This is a genomic window from Streptomyces sp. SS7 (genome assembly GCF_037993025.1).
Taxonomy (GTDB): Bacteria; Actinomycetota; Actinomycetes; order Streptomycetales; family Streptomycetaceae; genus Streptomyces.
In genome coordinates this window covers 1,494,173-1,510,472 of sequence record NZ_CP141223.1, presented here as the reverse complement: position 1 = coordinate 1,510,472, position 16,300 = coordinate 1,494,173, and the positions used below count along the sequence as shown (strand labels likewise).

The window sequence follows — 16,300 nt, the reverse complement described above, 5'->3', positions numbered from 1 at the left end:
GTCAGGCTCCTTCCGAGAGCAGGGGGTAGACGCCGTTCTCGTCGTGCACCTCGCGGCCGGTGACCGGGGGGTTGAAGACGCAGACGAAGCGCAGATCGGTCTTGGGGCGCATGGTGTGGCGCTCGTGCCCGTCGAGGAGGTAGAGCGTGCCGGGGGAGATGCGGTGGGTCTCGCCGGTCTCGTCGTCGGTCAGCTCGCCCTCGCCTTCGATGCACAGGACGGCCTCGACGTGGTTCGCGTACCACATGGAGGTCTCGGTGCCCGCGTACATGACGGTCTCGTGGACGGAGAAGCCCGCACCGTCCCTGGCGAGGACGAGGCGTCTGCTGCGCCAGGTGCCGGTTTCGGCGGTCACATCGCGGTCTGTGCCGTCGATGTCCGTCAGCGATCGTACGATCATGATGTCGTCGTCTCCCTTCCTGCGGTCTGTCGTACGGCCCGGGCGAGGATGCGCAGCCCCTCGTCGAGTTCGTCCGCGGTGATGGTCAGTGCGGGCAGGAGTTTGAGGACTTCGTCCTGGGGGCCCGAGGTCTCGACGAGCAACCCCAGTTCGAAGGCACGGGCGCAGGCCCGCGACGCCCATCCCTTGTCGTCGAACTCCAGGCCCCACACCAGTCCCCGGCCACGGAAACGGGCGCCGGTCCCGGGGTGCTCGGCGACGATCTCGCGGAGGACGGCCTCGGTCTGCTCGCCGCGCGCGACGGTCTGCTTCGTCATGCTGTCGCCGTCGGCCCAGTACGCGTCCAGGGCAGCCGTCGCCGTGACGAACGCGGGGTTGTGGCCGCGGAAGGTGCCGTTGTGCTCGCCGGGCTCCCAGACGTCGAGTTCGGGCTTGAAGAGCGTCAGCGCCATGGGCAGGCCGTAGCCGCCGATGGACTTGGACAGGGTGATGATGTCGGGGACGATGCCGGCGTCCTCGAACGAGAAGAACGGCCCCGTCCGACCGCAGCCCATCTGGACGTCGTCCACGATCAGCAGCATGTCGCGCCGCTCGCACAGTTCCGCCAGTCCGCGGAGCCACTCCGGTCGTGCCACGTTGACGCCGCCCTCGCCCTGGACCGTCTCGACGATCACGGCGGCCGGCTGGTTGAGCCCGGAGCCCTGGTCCTCCAGCAGCCGTTCGAACCACAGGAAGTCTGGGACGCGGCCGTCGAAGTAGTTGTCGAAGGGCATGGGGGTGCCGTGCACCAGCGGAATCCCGGCGCCGGCACGCTTCATGGAGTTGCCGGTGACGGCGAGCGAGCCCAGGGACATGCCGTGGAAGGCGTTGGTGAACGAGACGATCGCCTCCCTGCCCTTGATCTTGCGGGCCAGCTTCAGCGCGGCCTCCACGGCGTTGGTGCCGGTGGGGCCGGGGAACATCACCTTGTGAGCCAGACCGCGCGGGCGCAGCACGAGGTCCTGGAAGCGTTCCAGGAAGGCCCGCTTCGCGGTCGTGCTCATGTCCAGGCTGTGGGTGACGCCGTCGCGCTCCAGATAGTCCAGCAGAGCGCGTTTGAGCACGGGGTTCTTGTGCCCGTAGTTGAGCGCCCCGGCACCCGAGAAGAAGTCCAGGTAGGAGCGGCCGTCCTCATCGTGGATACGGCTGCCCTGGGCACGGTCGAACACGACGGGCCAGCCTCGGCAGTAGCTGCGGACCTCCGACTCGAGCGTCTCGAAGACGGACAGGGAAGGCTCGGTGACAGTCACTCTGATACGTCCTTCGGGGCTGCGCAGGCCAAGGGGGCGATGCGGTACAGGATTTCGGGCTCGTGTTCGTGGTCCTTGGGGAACAGGTCCCGGCCGAAGAGGACTTCGCGCTCGACGCGTGCTCCGTGCCGTCCAGCGAACGAGGCGAACAACCGGTGCGAGGGCTCGTTGCCGGGTGTGACCGTCGTCTCCACCTGTCGAGTCCCCGCGGCCATGCCGCGTACCGCGAGGCGGTCCAGCATCCGGCCGGCCAGCCCGTGACCGCGATGGGCGTGGTCGACCGCAACCTGCCAGACGACCAGGGTCTGCGGGTGCTCGGGCCGTACGTATCCGGTGATGAACCCGATGGGGTGACCGAGGGCGTCCCGTGCCACCACGGAGGTGCGGGAGAAGTCGCGGCACCACAGCAGATAGCTGTAGGAGGAGTTGAGATCGAGGACCCCTGTGTCACGGGCGATGCGCCACATCGCGGCACCGTCCGCCGTACCGGGAGGATCGAGGATCGGTACCGGGCAGGACGAGTCAATTTCCTTGCTGACTTTCATGAGCGACAAACCTAGATGGAGAAGTTGAAATGCGCAGCGCATGAGCTTCTCACAGAACGCTCATTCATGATGCCTGACCGAGGATGTGAAGCACTCGAATCCTGTCATATCGGGGCGGCATTTCGGGTGACATCGTGCCGCGTCACGCTGTGGTAACGATCCGGAAATCCAATCGTTTGACACATTGATTACCGGGAATGGGAAGGCATGGGATCAGGATCTCCGTGGGCCTAGAAAAATGCGCATGCCTGCATGCTCCGGCGGGAGGTCTCGCCGGAGTTCTGCAGGTATGACTTTGGGAGTCTCGGTCGCGTTTTATCGAATCGCTTTCAGGAATTCTCGCGTACGTTCACGTTCCGGATCCCCGAAAATCTTCTCCGGTGGGCCGGACTCGATGACACGGCCCGCGTCGAACATCATCACCTCGTCGGAGACGTCCCGTGCGAACCGCATTTCGTGGGTGACGCACAGCATGGTGATGTCGGTCCCCGCGGCGATGTCACGGAGCAGGTCCAGCACTCCCGCGACCAGCTCCGGGTCGAGCGCCGAGGTCACCTCGTCCAGCAGGAGGACCTCGGGGTTCATGGCCAGGGCCCGTGCGATGGCGACCCGTTGTTGCTGCCCGCCGGAGAGTTGAGTGGGGTACGCGTCCAGTCGGTCGCCCAGCCCCACCATGCCGAGCAGTTCACGGGCGCGTTCCGCCGCCTCGTCCCTACTCACCCCCAGGACACGCACGGGTGCTTCCATGATGTTCCTGAGCGTGCTCATGTTGGGGAACAGGTTGAACTGCTGGAACACCATGCCGATCCTACGGCGGGCCCGGCGCAGGTATTTCTCGCTCGACGGTACGAGCTTTCCGCCGCGCTCCATGTGGGAGTACGGTCGGCCGGTCACATGGATGACACCTTCGGTCACCCGCTCCAGGGCCATCAGCAATCTGAGGATCGTGGTCTTGCCCGATCCGCTGGGGCCGATGAGTGTGACGCGCCTACCCGGCTGCACCGAAAGGTCGAGGTGGTCCAGAACGGTGTTCTCCCCGAACCGTTTCACTACTTGTTCGAATCGGACCATGGGTGCCGCGCCGGGAAACCCCTGAACTACTCCGTGAGGGGTGTGCGTAAGGCGTGTGACCACATTCTTGTCCGTCGGATCAATGCTCAAGTCGCCTCTCCACTCTTCTCATCATGATCGATGTCGGGTAGCTCACGATCAGGAAAACCAGGGCGGTCAGCGTCAGGGTCTCCAGATACGCGAAGTGTTCGGCTCCGAACTCATTGGCCTGGTGCACCATCTCCGACACCCCGATGACGGACAGGAACGGTGTCTCCTTGAACATCGAGATCACGTAATTGCCCAGTGCCGGGGTCACGTTGCGCAGGGCCTGGGGAAGAACGACGGCGTACCAGACCCGATGGCGTGGCAGGGACAGCGCGGTACACGCCTCCCACTGCCCCTGGGGGACGGCATCGATCCCCGCGCGGTAGACCTCGGAGGTGTAGGCGGCGTAGTGGACCCCGAGCACGGCGATTCCAATGGTGAGTACGCTGAGGTCCGGCAGCAGGAGCCATGCCGCGAACAGTTGGATCATCACCGGGGTGGACCGGATGAACTCCGTCGCCATGCGTACCGGCATACGCACCAGGCGCAGGGGCGCCCGGTCGGCGACCGCGATGAACAGGCCCAGGACCATGGCCATCGCTGATCCGAGCACGGTGGCCAGCAGAGTGATGCGGAAACCGTCGAGGACCAGAGGCAGCGACTCGGTTGCGTTGTCCCAGTTCCACATCATGCTTCACCTCCCCGGCGGCCGGACCGGATGGGCACGGTGGTACGCGGGATGCCCGGCCGCCACAGCCTCCGCCACGGCGTACTCTGGCCGATCCGGGCCTTCGCCGAGGCTTCGAGCGCGCGCATCAGCAGGGTGACGACGTAGGCGAGCAGGAAGTAGATCACCAGCAGGGTCAGGTAGGCCATCGCTGTCTCACCGGTGGTGGACCGCAGTTGCTCGATCTGGAAGGTGATGTCCGCAACGGCGATGAGGGAGACGAGCGGCGTGCATTTCAGCAGCTGGATCAGCAGATTGTTGAACGGCGGGATCATCTGCGGCCATGCCTGGGGGAGGATCACCAGGCGCATCCGTTGGAAGGGGGACATGCTCAGGGCCAGCGCGGCTTCCCGCTGCCCGACCGGCACCGCCGCCGTCGCGCCCCGTACCACCTCCGCCCCGTAGGCCCCGTAGTTGAGCCCGAGGGCCACCACCGCGCAGGCGAGCGGTTCAAGGGTGATCCCGAGGATGGGCAGTGCGTAGTACAGCCAGAAGAGCTGGACGAGCAGCGAGGTCCCCCTGAAGAACTCGATCACCAGCCGGGCCGGACCTCGTAAGGCCACGTGACGCGCCCCCGTCATGAAACCGAGCGTGAAGGCGAGGGCCGCGGCGAGACAGGCTCCGAGCGCGGTGACCTCGACCGTCGTCCACAGTCCGCTCGTCACGTCGGGAAGCGAGCGCAGGAACGTCGCGTAGAAGTCCCTCATGCGGAACTCCGTCATCCCTTGCAGAGCTGTCGGGTGGTCATGCCGCTCGGTGGGATCTCGGACTCTCCGAACCCGTACTCGCCGATCAGCTTCACATAGCGGTCGGCGTCGGAGGTGATCTTCGTGAGCTCACCGTTGAAAGCGTCCCGCAGCGCTGTGTCGCTCCGGCGGAACACGGCGCCGCCCGGGCTGTACTGCTTCTTGCCGTCGACCTCCGGCACGAACGCCGGCAGCACCTCGACCGGCGCGCCCTCGTTCGTCCGGGCCAGCCACTTGAGGGAGATGCCAGTGAGGGCGAAGGCGTCGATCCGCCCTGCCACGAGCGCGTCCAGGCCGTCCTGCTGAGCGCTCAGCGAGGTGATGCGGTCCCGGCTCACTCCGGCGGCCGTCGCGTAGTTCTTCTCCACCGCGGCGGACAGCACACCGAGCGTGACGTCCTTGCCGGCGCAGGACTTCAGATCCGACAGGTCGTGGGGGTTGCCCTCACGCACCATCAGCGCTGTCGGCGAGACGAACTCGGGTTCGGAGAAGGCCGCGTTCTCGCATCGCTCCGGGGTGATCGCCATGCCCGCGCTCACCACGTCGAAACGGTTCGCGTTGAGGCTGGGGATGAGTGCGGCGAAGTCCACGACGCTCGCCCGCAGTTCACCGACACCCAGAGCCTTGAAGATCACTTGGTGGAGGGTCGGTGCCTCGCCGAGGAGATCGCCGCCGTCCTTGTAGCCGTAGGGTGCCTCGTCGGCGAACCCGATCCGGACGTACCCCTGCTTGCGCAGCTTGGCGAGGATGTCGCCGTCTCCGCCCGTCGTACTGCATGCCGCCAGCAGTCCCGGCGCACCGACGAGGCCGCCGACACCTGCCGCTCCGACCAGAAACCTTCTGCGGGACACACTGACGGTATGCGCCATGAGGCGGACCTCCCTGGACGTTCGTTCGCGTGGTCGCCCCACCGCTCGGACGGGGGAGCGCCGGTCTGGATCCTCCAATCTTGAGCCTATGCAATCTTTGCTCTGTCGAACCATTGCCCTCCCTTTACCGTTATCGAAACGAAGCCGACGCGCTCGCATCGCTTCACTGCCGAGGGAGGTCGGCATGCGGGCTGTCGACGGCCCGAGAGCACCTTTGGTCTTCCGTCATGTGAGGCATGCACCCAGGGGGGCCACCTCTTGGGGCGGCCCCCCTGCGCTGCGTGGATACGTTGGTGCCGACGGCCGTTCGGTCGGCGGGGCTCGGCTGCGTTCCATCGTGGCCGGGGGCTGAAGCCGGGTGATGTGCGTGGTCTCTGTCCGCCCGGGCCTCCAACCGGCAGGGGGAGAGGCTCTACCGCGGGTCGGATCGCGAGAGTCGGACAAGTGTGGACCGGGGATCTCGGTCACTGGCGGGCGGTTGGCGATGGGTGGCGCTGGCCTGGCCCGTATGGGCGGACTGGTGGGGATCGTTCCGGATGTCGGTCGGGTGCGTGGCGGCGGGCGCCGGGTGGGGAGGCGGTGGTGGCCCGCTCGTACGTTCTGGCCCAACAGTCCGTGTCTGCGGGCCGTCATATGGTGCACGGGGTCGTCCTCTGGAGTTCGTATCGCCCGGTTGTCGCCGGTGATGGCGGGAGTTGGGGTGGGTCGGAGGTGCTCCCGGGGCTGCCTCGCTTGGCGTCGTGCCGGTGCGGGCGCGGTGGGGCGGTGGCTTTGGCCTCGTCACTAAGGTGCTCCCCCGCAGATTTTGCTCTATGCAATAGTTGTGTCGAAAACACCTGAATGGCCGCGCGGAACACGTCTGGCGGCGTTACGTGGCAGCTGATCCGCAACGCCCGCTGTCTCGATGCGGCGGGTCGTTCTGAGGCCGGCTCGGCCGTGCATGGTCCGGGCGGTCCTCGCCGGCGGCGGCGCAGGTCAGGTGTCGGCGAGCAATGCCGAGTCGAGTGCTCCCGGTTCGAGGTTTTGCGGTTCCTTGGTGGGGCCCTGCAGTGATCACGGGGAGGTGTTTCCGGATCGTGGGCCTGCGTCGGTTACGGTGCCTTCCGCCCGGCGTGACTGGTGACGGGGATGTCGCCGGGCCGGAGTACGTGTTGTCGTCCACGGCTGAAGCGCGACGTCCGCGCTGTGCCGTGATCATGATTGGGGTGGGGATGTCCAGCTGCGGGACAAGAAGTACACGACCACCTCGGACTGGCCGTGGTGGGCTGAGCAGTTCGCCAACCACAGCCGCGGCCATCAGTACCTGGTCAACAGCAAGGAGAAGCGCGGCGGGTACACCATCACGGTGGATCGCGACGCGTGGGACGCGCCCGTCGCCATCGTCGGCTGAACCCGCCACGTGGAGCGGGCGCGCATGGACGACTGACGGGGCCCGCGCTCAGACGGTTCCTGGGGCGGGCCGCGCGGGCGCGGGTTCGCAGTCGTCGGGAGGTGTGCGGGACCAGTCGGCCCGTCTCAGTGTCTCGGCCATCTCGGCGGGGTCGGCCTCGGCGTCGCGGGGCTGGTCGGGCCAACACTCGACGATGTGGCCGGCCCAGTCGGCCCAGTTGGCCACGAGGCGGTAGTACTCGGTGAGGAAGCGCCCGACGACCATGGTCTGCGCGGCGCGTTCGGGAAACGCGGCCCGGCCGGCGGCGTAATCGCGGGCGGTGGCGAGGTTGTCGGCGTTGCGCTCGACGGCCCAGGCCCGGGCGGCGCGGAGGGTGGCCAGGGTGTCGGAGGTGCTGCCGGAGTCCGCGAAGAAGACCTGCAACAGCTGCTCGGACTCCAGTACGGGGCCGGCGCCCGGGTGGCCCAGCCACTCGGCGAGCGCCCGCCGGCCGTCGGGAGTGATGCTGTAGACGGTACGAGGACGCCTGCCCACGGTCTCCTTCTCGGCGCGGGCCAGGCCGTGGCGGACCAGTTTCTTCGGCTCCTCGTACAGCTTGCTCTGCGCCCGCGGCCAGATGCGGCCCAGGCTGCGGTCCATCTGTCGGGTGAGCTCGTATGTGGTCCACGGACGCACCCCCAGGAGGCCGAGGAGCGCGTACGAGGTGGTCGTGAGGGGAGCATCAGTTGACATGACCCACCTTGGGGTGTAATCAGATAAATAGTCCCATTGGGAGTATATGGCAGGTGGTGACGGCCATGACCAGCACACTCTCGGTCGACCCGGCCAACGCCGAGCAAGCCAGGGCCTGGGACGGGGACGAGGGCACCTACTGGGCCGAGCACGCCGAACTGTTCGACGAGGCACTGCGGTCCTATCGGACGCGCTTTCTGACGGCGACGGCCGTCGGCGCGGGTCAGAGGGTCCTGGACATCGGCTGCGGCACCGGCGAGACCACTCGTGAGGCGGCGCGTCGCGCTGTCGGCGGCCGGGCCCTCGGTGTGGATCTGTCCGCGCCGATGCTTCGGGTCGCCCGCCGCCGGGCGGCAGCCGAACACCTGGACCACGCGGCGTTCCTCCAGGCCGACGCTCAGAGGCACCCCTTCCCCGCCCAGTCGTTCGACGTGGCGATCAGCCGCACGGGGACCATGTTCTTCGGTGACCCCGTCGCCGCGTTCCGCAACATCGCCCGAGCCCTGCGCCCGGGCGGCCGCCTCGTCCAACTGGTATGGCAGGCACCGACGCGCAACGAGTGGTTCGGTGCGTTCACCCACGCGCTGGCCGCCGGCCGGACCCTGCCCACCCCACCGCCCGAGGCTCCCGGGCCCTTCTCCCTGGCCGACCCTGACAGAACCCGGGCCCTGCTGGCCGAGGCCGGCTTCACCGACCCGGGATTCGAGGCCCTTCAGGCCCCCATGTGCTTCGGTCCGGATGCCGATCGGGCCTACGACTTCGTGCGCGGTCTGCTCGGCTGGATGCTCGACGACCTCGACGACACGCACCGCGACCGCGCGCTCGCCGCTCTCAGAGCAACCGTCGAGACCCACGAGGGACCCGACGGCGTCGCATACGCCTCCGCGACCTGGCTGGTCACCGCGACCGCGGTCTGAGGCACCCGATCCCAGCAGCGAAACGCCGTACACCCCACGCGGCGCCCGATGCCGCAGACGACCGCATTGCTCAGGAGCCGGGAAGGTGGACGTAGGAACCGCCCATGGAGTGCGGGTGCAACGTCACTTTGGGGCGGGCGGGATGTTCTGCTCCACGCTCGTGGCGCCTGCGTGTCCCTTCGTGCAGCGGCAGACCGACCGACCGCAGCTCGACCGGCGCACACGCCAGGTTCGTCCCGACGGCCGCGAGTGCCCTGCCCCCAGGGAAGTTCGGCCTCCTTGCCCGTCTCGCCCAGGATCCCGCGGCGGTGCCACACCGGCAGATGGGCGACGACTTCGCCCTGCTGCGACGGGATGCCGAGCGAAACCCGCCCCTGACAGGTCGCTCGGCACGGCGGCGTGGCGGTGTGTCGTCGAGTGGACCGGAGGCGTCCGCCGTTCCTGTGGTGCAGCTTCTGGCTCGTACCGCTCGTGGGGTGCGCACGGAGCTGTCCACGGGAGGCTGGTTCACCTGACGGGTCGGCACGGGACCCCAGTCTCGCCGGGGCAGGACAGTCACGCACCAGACCGCCCCACCCTTCGGGACGGCCCGCCGAAGCGAGCCGCGGGGGACTTCCGCGTGCCCCGGGCCGAGACTGTCCTTCTAATGATCAAGAACTGCGGATCCCGCCTCTGTTCTGCCCGGCGCTACGGCGGGTAACTTGGAGGAGAAGGGCCCCCGAAGGAGGGCGATCCGATGCCGTGGTTCGTATGGCTGCTCGCCGCCGCGGCACTGGGTGCTGCCGAGTTCTTCACCCTGACGCTGGTCTTCGGGTTGCTGGCAGGTGCCGCGTTGGTCGCCGCCGTGGTCGCGGGCGTGGGCATCGGCATTCTCGGCCAGCTCGTGGCCCTCGCGCTGGCGGCGGTAGCCGGTCTCGCCATCGTCCGTCCCGTCGCGCTGCGGCATATGGAACAGCAGCCCCTCATCCGGGAGGGCAGCGACGCGTTGATCGGCAAGCGGGCCGAGGTCATGCAGGAGGTCACCGCGACCCGCGGTCTGATCAGACTCTCGGGCGAGGACTGGTCCGCCCGCGCCCTCGACGAAAGCCTGGTGATCCCGGTGGGAGCGCTGGTGGACGTCATGGAGATCGAGGGCGCCACGGCCATCGTCTATCCCCGTGAGCTCCTTCCGTGAACGGCTGAGGACATCGCGACGGAGGCACTGTGGATCCAGTGGTCATTCCTCTTCTTGTGGCGGCCATCGTCGTCGTCTTCCTGGTGGCTTCCGCCGTGCGGATCGTCCCGCAGGCGCGCCGCTACAACATCGAGCGGTTCGGCCGGTACCGGCGGACGCTGCAGCCCGGGCTGAACCTGGTCCTGCCGGTGGCGGACCGTGTGAACACCAAACTCGACGTGCGCGAACAGGTCTATTCGTCCGACCCCAGGCCGGTGATCACTGAGGACAACCTCGTGGTGAACATCGACACCGTGCTCTACTACCAGATCACGGACCCGCGGGCGGCGGCCTACGAGGTCGCCGACTACCTGCAGGCGATCGATCAGCTCACCGTTACCACGCTGCGCAACGTCATCGGCAGCATGGACCTGGAGGAGACGCTCACCTCGCGCGAGGAGATCAACTCCCGGCTCCGGGCCGTCCTCGACGACGCCACCGGCAAGTGGGGCATCCGGGTCAACCGGGTGGAGATCAAGGCCATCGATCCACCGGCCACCATCAAGGAGGCGATGGAGAAGCAGATGCGGGCCGAGCGGGACAAGCGTGCGGCCATCCTGCACGCCGAAGGGGAGCGGCAGGCCAAGATCCTTACCGCGGAAGGCACGAAGCAGAAGGACATCCTGGAGGCCCAGGGCACTCAACAGGCCATGATCCTGAGGGCGGACGGCGAGGCAAAGGCGGTGGAGCTCGTCTTCCAGGCCGTTCACCGCAACAACGCCGACCCGAAGATACTGGCCTACAAATACCTGGAGACGCTCCCGCACCTGGCAAGGAGCGACAACAACACCTTCTGGGTGATCCCGGGCGAGCTGACCGAGGCGATTCGGACCGTCACCCGTGCGTTCGGGGATCAGTCGGCGGAGGGTTCTCCTCGACCTGCGCCACCCGAGGAAACAGCCACCGCCGAAGCAGACGATGCGCCGTCGGCAAGCCGGGTTCCGGAGCTCGACGCAGGCTCGACGGCTTCCCTCGACGCGGCGAGGGCCGCTGACGAGGCCGAGAAACAGGCCGCCGCCGCAGTGAGCGACGCCAAGGCGGAGGCCGAGGCCGCGATGCCGCGCCGAGGGCAGCCGTCCGGCGGGTGAACCCGCCTTCGGCTGTCACCGGGGACCGCAAGGACCGTTGGGCACGGGAGGATGGCGGCGGGAACCGGTTGACGGTTTGCGTGGTCGGCTCGCCGTTTTCGTGCCGGGCGCCCGGGGCCGGTGGTGTCTCTCGTCGAGCTCATTCGTCGGCCGCTGCCGGTACGACGACCACGGGGCAGCGCGCTGTGTGCAGGACTTCACCGCTCACCGAGCCGAGGAGAAGCCTGCGCAGGCCAGCCCGACCGCGCGAGCCGACCACCAGCAGACCGGCCTCCTCGGACAGTTCCCTCAGGTATGTCGCCGGATGCGTCCAGTCGAGAAGAAGACCGACCGGTACGGCCGGATACGTCTGGCAGAGCCCGGCGATCCGCTCCCCAAGGAAGCCACGGGCGCTGTCCTCGGTCTCGCGTCTGTAGCGCTGAGCCGCTGTGCCGCTGCCCGGGAGTGCCAGCCGCGCGGGCCGGTGCAGGGCGTGCGCGACGTGAAGACGGGCTGCCCGGCGGTCGGCTTCCGCGAAGGCGAACTCCGCCGCCTCCGGTGAGTAATGCTCAAGGGCGACACCGACGAGGACGGGCCGGCCACCGTGCCCGACCGGTTCGCCAGGACGCGTCACCAGCACCGGGCACCGGGCGCGCGTCACCACCTGAAGGCTCACCGAGCCGAGAGGCAGACGTGGGGATCCGCCGGTGCGGCGGTGACCCAGCACGACGAGAGACGCCTCCGCCGACAGCTCCGCCAGCGTCGGGGCGGGATCGCCCGGACGCACTTCTCCCGAGACGGGCAGACGAGGGAACGCGGACCGGGCCGCGGCCTCGAAGCGGGCCACCGACGCCGCACCCCGCCCGAGGGCAATCCTGCTCCTGGCGTCCTTCTCGTCCGCGTACCCGAAGGGTCCGGGCAGTCGGACGGCGTGGACGATGTGGAGGGGAGCATTGCGCAGGGCGGCCTGACGGGCCGCACACCGTACGAGAGTGTCCTGGTCGTCCGCGTCGTCGACGCCCACCATGACGGGTCTCACGTTCATGGTCTCGCTCCCGGGAGATCTCTCGAAGACGGGCCTGCCGCCGAGGAGGTGCGAGGGCGGGTGCCGGCCGGTACGGAAGGGGGCGACTGGTCGCCCCCGGCACCCGCCGCAGCGTGCCGAGAGCGCCACGTCACCCTGGGGCGGGGGCCGTCGCAGGCTGTCACTTTCACGGGCCGGGATCTTGAGGACGCCGTCGTCGTAGCCGACGGCGATCGAGCCGTAGTCGCGCCTCCCCTGGGAGGGCCGAAGTCGATGACCGTGACTCTCGCGGGTCCCTCCGCTGGTCCACCTGGGCCACGGGGACCTGTCCAGTACCCAGGATCCCGCTCACCGAACGTCGTTCGTCGGTGTGCTGCACCCTGATCCGGTCGGCAACGTCCTCGTCGACGACGCTGGTGGAGGACCGGTGTCCAGGGCGAACATGAACGCCGCCTCGTCTTCGACGATTAACGGGATGAACGCCGGCATCTGCCCGTCATGCTCCATCACCCGGAGCGGCACCGGGCCAGGCGACGACCGGTCGTTTCGGCGTTCCAGGCGTCCAGACCGCTGCGTAGTCGGACCACCTCGTGAGCGCGCGGGCTGCGCGGCCCGGGCTGTCGGCGGTGGCACAAGCGAAGAAGCGCATGAGATGTCACCGTGCGTCAGGCCACGTGCGGACAGCGACAGGACCATCTCGTCGACACCAGTCAGGCGCCGCTGCCGCTTCTTGACGATCTGCGGCTCGAAGCTGCCGTCGCGGTCACGTGGCACCGTGATCTCCACCGGCCCGACGTCGGTCAGCACGGTCTTGGACCGGGTCCCGTTGCGGCTGTTGCCGCTGCCGGCACCGGCCGGGTGGTGCTTCTCGTAGCCGAGGTGGTCCGTGATCTCGCCTTCGAGCGCGGACTCCAGCACGCGCTTGGTCAGCTGCTGCAGCAGGCCGCCCTCACCGGTCAGCTGCAGGCCGCTCGCGCGGGCCCGGTCGACCAACTGCCCGATCAATTGCTCGTCCAGCACGTCCGCCGACAACTCGGACGGCCGGACCTCTTCAACCGCCTCGGAAGAGACAGTCACGTGGCTCATCAGGTGCTACTTCCATGATCGGGAGTTACACCGAAGACCGTACAGACCCTATGCCGCCCGCGAGGTCTTCAACCTGGTCAGACCGGTTTCCCGCGCCCCCGTGTTATAGGGGCGTCGGTGATACGGCGAGGGCCGCCGGGGTCCCTCCTGACCGAACCTCTGCGCTGAACCGTGAGACGACGAAGCCGCACCGGAGCGCTCCGGTGCGGCTTCGTCGTGGGATCAGCTGCGCTGGCGCCACGATGCGGTCGGCGCCTCATGCGATCCGTGTTTCCTGTCACGCTTCCAGGGTGCGCCTACTTTGCGATTGCACTCGCCGGGAGGAGTCCGTGCACTCCGGGAGTGCGCTGATGCTGAACGGAAAATCGATCTTCGGGAGGACAGGCGGCAGCATTCGGGCCGCTTGCGGACCGGATGTCGGGGTGGGGCTGGTCGGGTGGTCACCGGTTCGAGGGCGACCTGCTGGCCGAGGGCCTGGAGCTGGTGGACGAGGTCGCGGGTCCTGCGGGCGGGGTTGAGGTGACGCTGGTGCCAGTCGGCGCCGAGTTCCTGGTAGGAGGTGCCGGGGTCGTTGATCAGGTGCCAGGCGATGACGAGTATCGAGCGGGTGACGGCGACGAGGGCTTTGGCGTGACCGCGGCGCTTGACGATGCGCCGGTAACGGGCGCCGAGGAAGGTGTTGGTGCGGGCGGCGGCGTTGGCAGCCTCCCCGAGCGCTCCCTTGAGCCAGGGGCTGCCCTGCCCGGCCGGGCCCGCGCCGTTCTTCGTTCTGGACTGGATCGTTCTGGGACACAGCTTCGCCCACGAGACGAGGTGTTCGGGGGTGGGGAAGCCTCATGTCCGTGCGGATCTCGGCGAGGATGATCTGTGCGGTAGCCGGTCCGATGCCGGGGACGGCGTCCAGCCGCTCGGCCAGGACCCGGGCGGTCGCTCCGTCAGCGGCCGGTTCGGTGCCGGTTCTCGCTTGGTCGTTGGGTGGGGTGGTGACGGTCAGGCCGGTCATACACGAGCCCGAATCCGAAGAGCCATCGTCACTGGAGGCGGTGGCTGGGCCTGCCGCGACGCGCCGACTCCCCTCAGAAAAGACCGTGTGGAACTGGCTGCACGGAAAGTCGCGGCTGTCGGCGGGCGGCCCCACCGGCGACTCTGTACAGAACAGCGGACAACAATCCGGGAAAAAGTCCATACCTGATCGGCAGCCGCGACGAGCTGTACCGCATCCGTAAGGGCCACTGCCTCGGTCAGAGCCAGGCGGCGAGATCACCGAGGCCGTTCAGCCAGCGCAGCCCACCGCCCTCACGCCAGGGCGCAGTCGCCAAGGCGTCGGCCGCCGGGGGCCTACCCACCGTCGACAACGGCGGCTAACGTCAGGTGTTCTGAGCGCCGCAGTGCCGACACGAGGCAGGTCGCCCTCCGACGTCGTCGGGCTCTTCTTCATACGGATCCGGACAGGCGGTTCGAATGAACAAGATCAAAATGATCCTCATCCAGGCCGATGACAGCGAGAATCACGGAACCTACTTCAATTCAGCACCCCTCGGTATTCACCGCATCAGAAAATGGCTGGAGAGTGAATTCAGGGACGGAGTTGAAGTTTCCTGCTTCGATCCCAACCTCTACACGGACGCCCGCGAGGCACTCAATGGTCTCCTCGAGGCAGTGCGATTCGATATCGTGGGGTACAGCCCTCTGCATGACACCCTGTCGCGAGATATCGGCCACATGCTGGACGCCGGTGACATACTCCCGCAGGCATTACATATAGCGGGAGGCCAGCAAGCGGGACTCTCGAGGGAGCTGCTTTTCCGGCACGTCCCGCATCTCAGTCTGATCGCTCGCGGGGAAGGCGAAAAGCCTCTCACTGAACTGCTGGAAAAAGTTCACGGGTACGGGATCGATGCGATCGGAAGGGACCCCCGGCAGTATTTGTCTCGAGTCCGAGGATTTTATATCAGAGACGGTGAAAAGTCATTCTTCACCGGATACTCCGAACCGTTCACGGTGGAAGAATTCACGCGCGCCACGCTCGCAGTGGACTTCACGGATGTGGGACTGGATATGTATTGGGACCAGTTGAAGGCCCACTATTCCGCGGAGCAACTCGGTGATCCGGTCCTGCTGGGGAAGATCCTCACCATCAAGCCGTACACGAGTAACTACTGCCCCATGGGCTGCGCATTCTGCAGCACGACCACCTTTCACCGCGACGGCAACGGCCGGACCGCCAAGGTCATCGCCATCCGCAAACACGACCTGGCCGCATATGTGCGGAATCTGCTCCTGAAGAATCCGCAGGCCCGGAAGGTGATGTTCAAGGACGACCTGTTCTTCCTCAGAGGTGGTTCGCGGAGCGATCTCCTGGAAGATCTCCAAGCCCTTGAGGACGTTCGAAACGAGATTCACGCCCTCGATGGCAGGGGCGTCACCTATCACGGAAAGGCCCGGGTTGACACCTGGGTCGACCCGAGGACCCTCACGGTCGACACCCGCCTCCTCGAAGCCACACGGCGCGCAGGATTCACCGGGGTGAGCATGGGCGTGGAGACCTTCGATCCTGATGAGTTGGAGGCGTACAACAAGAAGCTCGGGCCCCGCGGGGCCGAGGTCAACCGGTTGGCGTTGCATGCCTGCCGGCGATACGGGATGAACGTGGTCTCCTACATCATCCTGTCCGGCCTGTACTCGACAGTAAAATCGCTGACCCAGAACGTTCGCTGGATCACACGCTCCTTGTCGGACGGACATGTCATGCGCATTAATGACCGGCTCTTTAGTTTGCCCGGCACGAAAATTGATCTGGACCTGCAGGAAAGCGGCGAGGGAATCACCCTTGAAACAGATTCTCCTGTGGTGGGACACGAGCACATCCGGGTCAGGCGTGTCGTGTCCGTCTTCCCCCGGGATCCCGAGGCCCGAGAGGTGATGGACGAATTCGAGAGGTCCCTTGCATCCTCGAGAAGAGAGTGGCAGAAGAGGCTCGGGGTGAGCCACTGGATTCCTGAGGTAGAAGGTCCGCACAAGATGTGGCTGCTCAATCGGATCCTGGCAGGGCGCGCGCACCTGCCCGCCGGGGAGAGCGAGCGAATCGAGGAGACGCTGGAGGGCATGCTGCTCGGTTACAGCGGCTCACACCGATCCGTCTCGAACGAGCAGACCACCGCCTGACCGAAGGATGTGCGCGGAACGAGGGAAGGACG

13 protein-coding genes and 2 pseudogenes are annotated in these 16,300 nt (G+C 67.2%); 5 read left to right on the top strand and 10 right to left on the bottom strand.

The window, feature by feature from the left end:
* Position 1: 1 nt before the first annotated feature.
* The 7 genes from U5640_RS06780 to ehuB form a co-directional block, all read right to left on the bottom strand.
* On the bottom strand, positions 2–400 hold the full coding sequence (locus U5640_RS06780; protein ID WP_340374880.1) for an ectoine synthase: 399 nt from the start codon (positions 398–400) through the stop codon (positions 2–4).
* Positions 397–1,689: a diaminobutyrate--2-oxoglutarate transaminase gene (ectB, locus tag U5640_RS06775; protein WP_340374879.1), complete on the bottom strand. Its 1,293-nt coding sequence runs from the start codon at positions 1,687–1,689 to the stop codon at positions 397–399. Before ectB ends, U5640_RS06780 begins: the two co-directional genes overlap by 4 nt.
* Positions 1,686–2,234: a diaminobutyrate acetyltransferase gene (ectA, locus tag U5640_RS06770; protein WP_340374878.1), complete on the bottom strand. Its 549-nt coding sequence runs from the start codon at positions 2,232–2,234 to the stop codon at positions 1,686–1,688. Before ectA ends, ectB begins: the two co-directional genes overlap by 4 nt.
* A gap of 315 nt (positions 2,235–2,549) precedes the next feature.
* Positions 2,550–3,305: an ectoine/hydroxyectoine ABC transporter ATP-binding protein EhuA gene (ehuA, locus tag U5640_RS06765; protein ID WP_340384978.1), complete on the bottom strand. Its 756-nt coding sequence runs from the start codon at positions 3,303–3,305 to the stop codon at positions 2,550–2,552.
* Positions 3,306–3,384: 79 nt separating this feature from the next.
* The gene (gene ehuD, locus U5640_RS06760) at positions 3,385–4,020 is read right to left on the bottom strand and encodes an ectoine/hydroxyectoine ABC transporter permease subunit EhuD (RefSeq protein WP_340374877.1); all 636 of its coding nucleotides are present in this window, start codon (positions 4,018–4,020) and stop codon (positions 3,385–3,387) included.
* A complete protein-coding gene (gene ehuC, locus U5640_RS06755; protein WP_340374876.1) occupies positions 4,020–4,766 on the bottom strand; it encodes an ectoine/hydroxyectoine ABC transporter permease subunit EhuC in 747 nt (248 codons plus the stop codon). Before ehuC ends, ehuD begins: the two co-directional genes overlap by 1 nt.
* 11 nt (positions 4,767–4,777) lie before the next feature.
* On the bottom strand, positions 4,778–5,674 hold the full coding sequence (gene ehuB, locus U5640_RS06750) for an ectoine/hydroxyectoine ABC transporter substrate-binding protein EhuB (protein WP_340374875.1): 897 nt from the start codon (positions 5,672–5,674) through the stop codon (positions 4,778–4,780).
* 1,207 nt (positions 5,675–6,881) lie between these two features.
* On the opposite strand from ehuB, the pseudogene U5640_RS06745 reads away from it, so the two are divergent.
* A pseudogene (locus tag U5640_RS06745) lies at positions 6,882–7,064 on the top strand (peptidoglycan-binding protein); the annotation flags it as partial.
* Between the two features lie 48 nt (positions 7,065–7,112).
* Here U5640_RS06745 and U5640_RS06740 read toward each other — a convergent pair.
* On the bottom strand, positions 7,113–7,796 hold the full coding sequence (locus tag U5640_RS06740; protein ID WP_340374874.1) for a PadR family transcriptional regulator: 684 nt from the start codon (positions 7,794–7,796) through the stop codon (positions 7,113–7,115).
* Between the two features lie 65 nt (positions 7,797–7,861).
* On the opposite strand from U5640_RS06740, the gene U5640_RS06735 reads away from it, so the two are divergent.
* From U5640_RS06735 to U5640_RS06725, 3 genes are all read left to right on the top strand, one after another.
* Positions 7,862–8,713, top strand: a complete 852-nt coding sequence (locus U5640_RS06735; protein ID WP_340374873.1) for a methyltransferase domain-containing protein — start codon at positions 7,862–7,864, stop codon at positions 8,711–8,713.
* Between the two features lie 736 nt (positions 8,714–9,449).
* Positions 9,450–9,887 (top strand): NfeD family protein, encoded by a 438-nt coding sequence (locus U5640_RS06730; protein WP_340374872.1) that lies wholly within the window; start codon positions 9,450–9,452, stop codon positions 9,885–9,887.
* A 29-nt stretch (positions 9,888–9,916) separates the two neighbouring features.
* Positions 9,917–11,014 carry an SPFH domain-containing protein gene (locus U5640_RS06725; RefSeq protein ID WP_340374871.1) on the top strand — a complete coding sequence of 366 codons (1,098 nt, stop codon included), beginning with the start codon at positions 9,917–9,919 and terminating at the stop codon, positions 11,012–11,014.
* Between the two features lie 139 nt (positions 11,015–11,153).
* Here U5640_RS06725 and U5640_RS06720 read toward each other — a convergent pair whose 3' ends face one another.
* Together U5640_RS06720 and U5640_RS06715 are read right to left on the bottom strand one after the other, a co-directional pair.
* Positions 11,154–12,038 carry a universal stress protein gene (locus U5640_RS06720; RefSeq protein ID WP_340374870.1) on the bottom strand — a complete coding sequence of 295 codons (885 nt, stop codon included), beginning with the start codon at positions 12,036–12,038 and terminating at the stop codon, positions 11,154–11,156.
* A 627-nt stretch (positions 12,039–12,665) separates the two neighbouring features.
* Positions 12,666–13,103 (bottom strand): annotated as a pseudogene (locus U5640_RS06715) (transposase); the annotation flags it as partial.
* Positions 13,104–14,564: 1,461 nt separating this feature from the next.
* On the opposite strand from U5640_RS06715, the gene U5640_RS06710 reads away from it, so the two are divergent.
* A complete protein-coding gene (locus U5640_RS06710) occupies positions 14,565–16,268 on the top strand; it encodes a radical SAM protein (RefSeq protein WP_340374869.1) in 1,704 nt (567 codons plus the stop codon).
* Positions 16,269–16,300: the final 32 nt, after the last annotated feature.

Excerpts from the sequence above, each read along its gene's own strand:
- U5640_RS06780 (WP_340374880.1), bottom strand. The coding sequence starts at position 400 with ATGATCGTACGATCGCTGACGGACATCGACGGCACAGACCGCGATGTG.
- ectA (WP_340374878.1), bottom strand. The coding sequence starts at position 2,234 with ATGAAAGTCAGCAAGGAAATTGACTCGTCCTGCCCGGTACCGATCCTC.
- ehuA (WP_340384978.1), bottom strand. The coding sequence starts at position 3,305 with ATGGTCCGATTCGAACAAGTAGTGAAACGGTTCGGGGAGAACACCGTT.
- ehuD (WP_340374877.1), bottom strand. The coding sequence starts at position 4,020 with ATGTGGAACTGGGACAACGCAACCGAGTCGCTGCCTCTGGTCCTCGAC.
- ehuC (WP_340374876.1), bottom strand. The coding sequence starts at position 4,766 with ATGAGGGACTTCTACGCGACGTTCCTGCGCTCGCTTCCCGACGTGACG.
- ehuB (WP_340374875.1), bottom strand. The coding sequence starts at position 5,674 with ATGGCGCATACCGTCAGTGTGTCCCGCAGAAGGTTTCTGGTCGGAGCG.
- U5640_RS06740 (WP_340374874.1), bottom strand. The coding sequence starts at position 7,796 with ATGTCAACTGATGCTCCCCTCACGACCACCTCGTACGCGCTCCTCGGC.
- U5640_RS06735 (WP_340374873.1), top strand. The coding sequence starts at position 7,862 with ATGACCAGCACACTCTCGGTCGACCCGGCCAACGCCGAGCAAGCCAGG.
- U5640_RS06730 (WP_340374872.1), top strand. The coding sequence starts at position 9,450 with ATGCCGTGGTTCGTATGGCTGCTCGCCGCCGCGGCACTGGGTGCTGCC.
- U5640_RS06720 (WP_340374870.1), bottom strand. The coding sequence starts at position 12,038 with ATGAACGTGAGACCCGTCATGGTGGGCGTCGACGACGCGGACGACCAG.
- U5640_RS06710 (WP_340374869.1), top strand. The coding sequence starts at position 14,565 with ATGAACAAGATCAAAATGATCCTCATCCAGGCCGATGACAGCGAGAAT.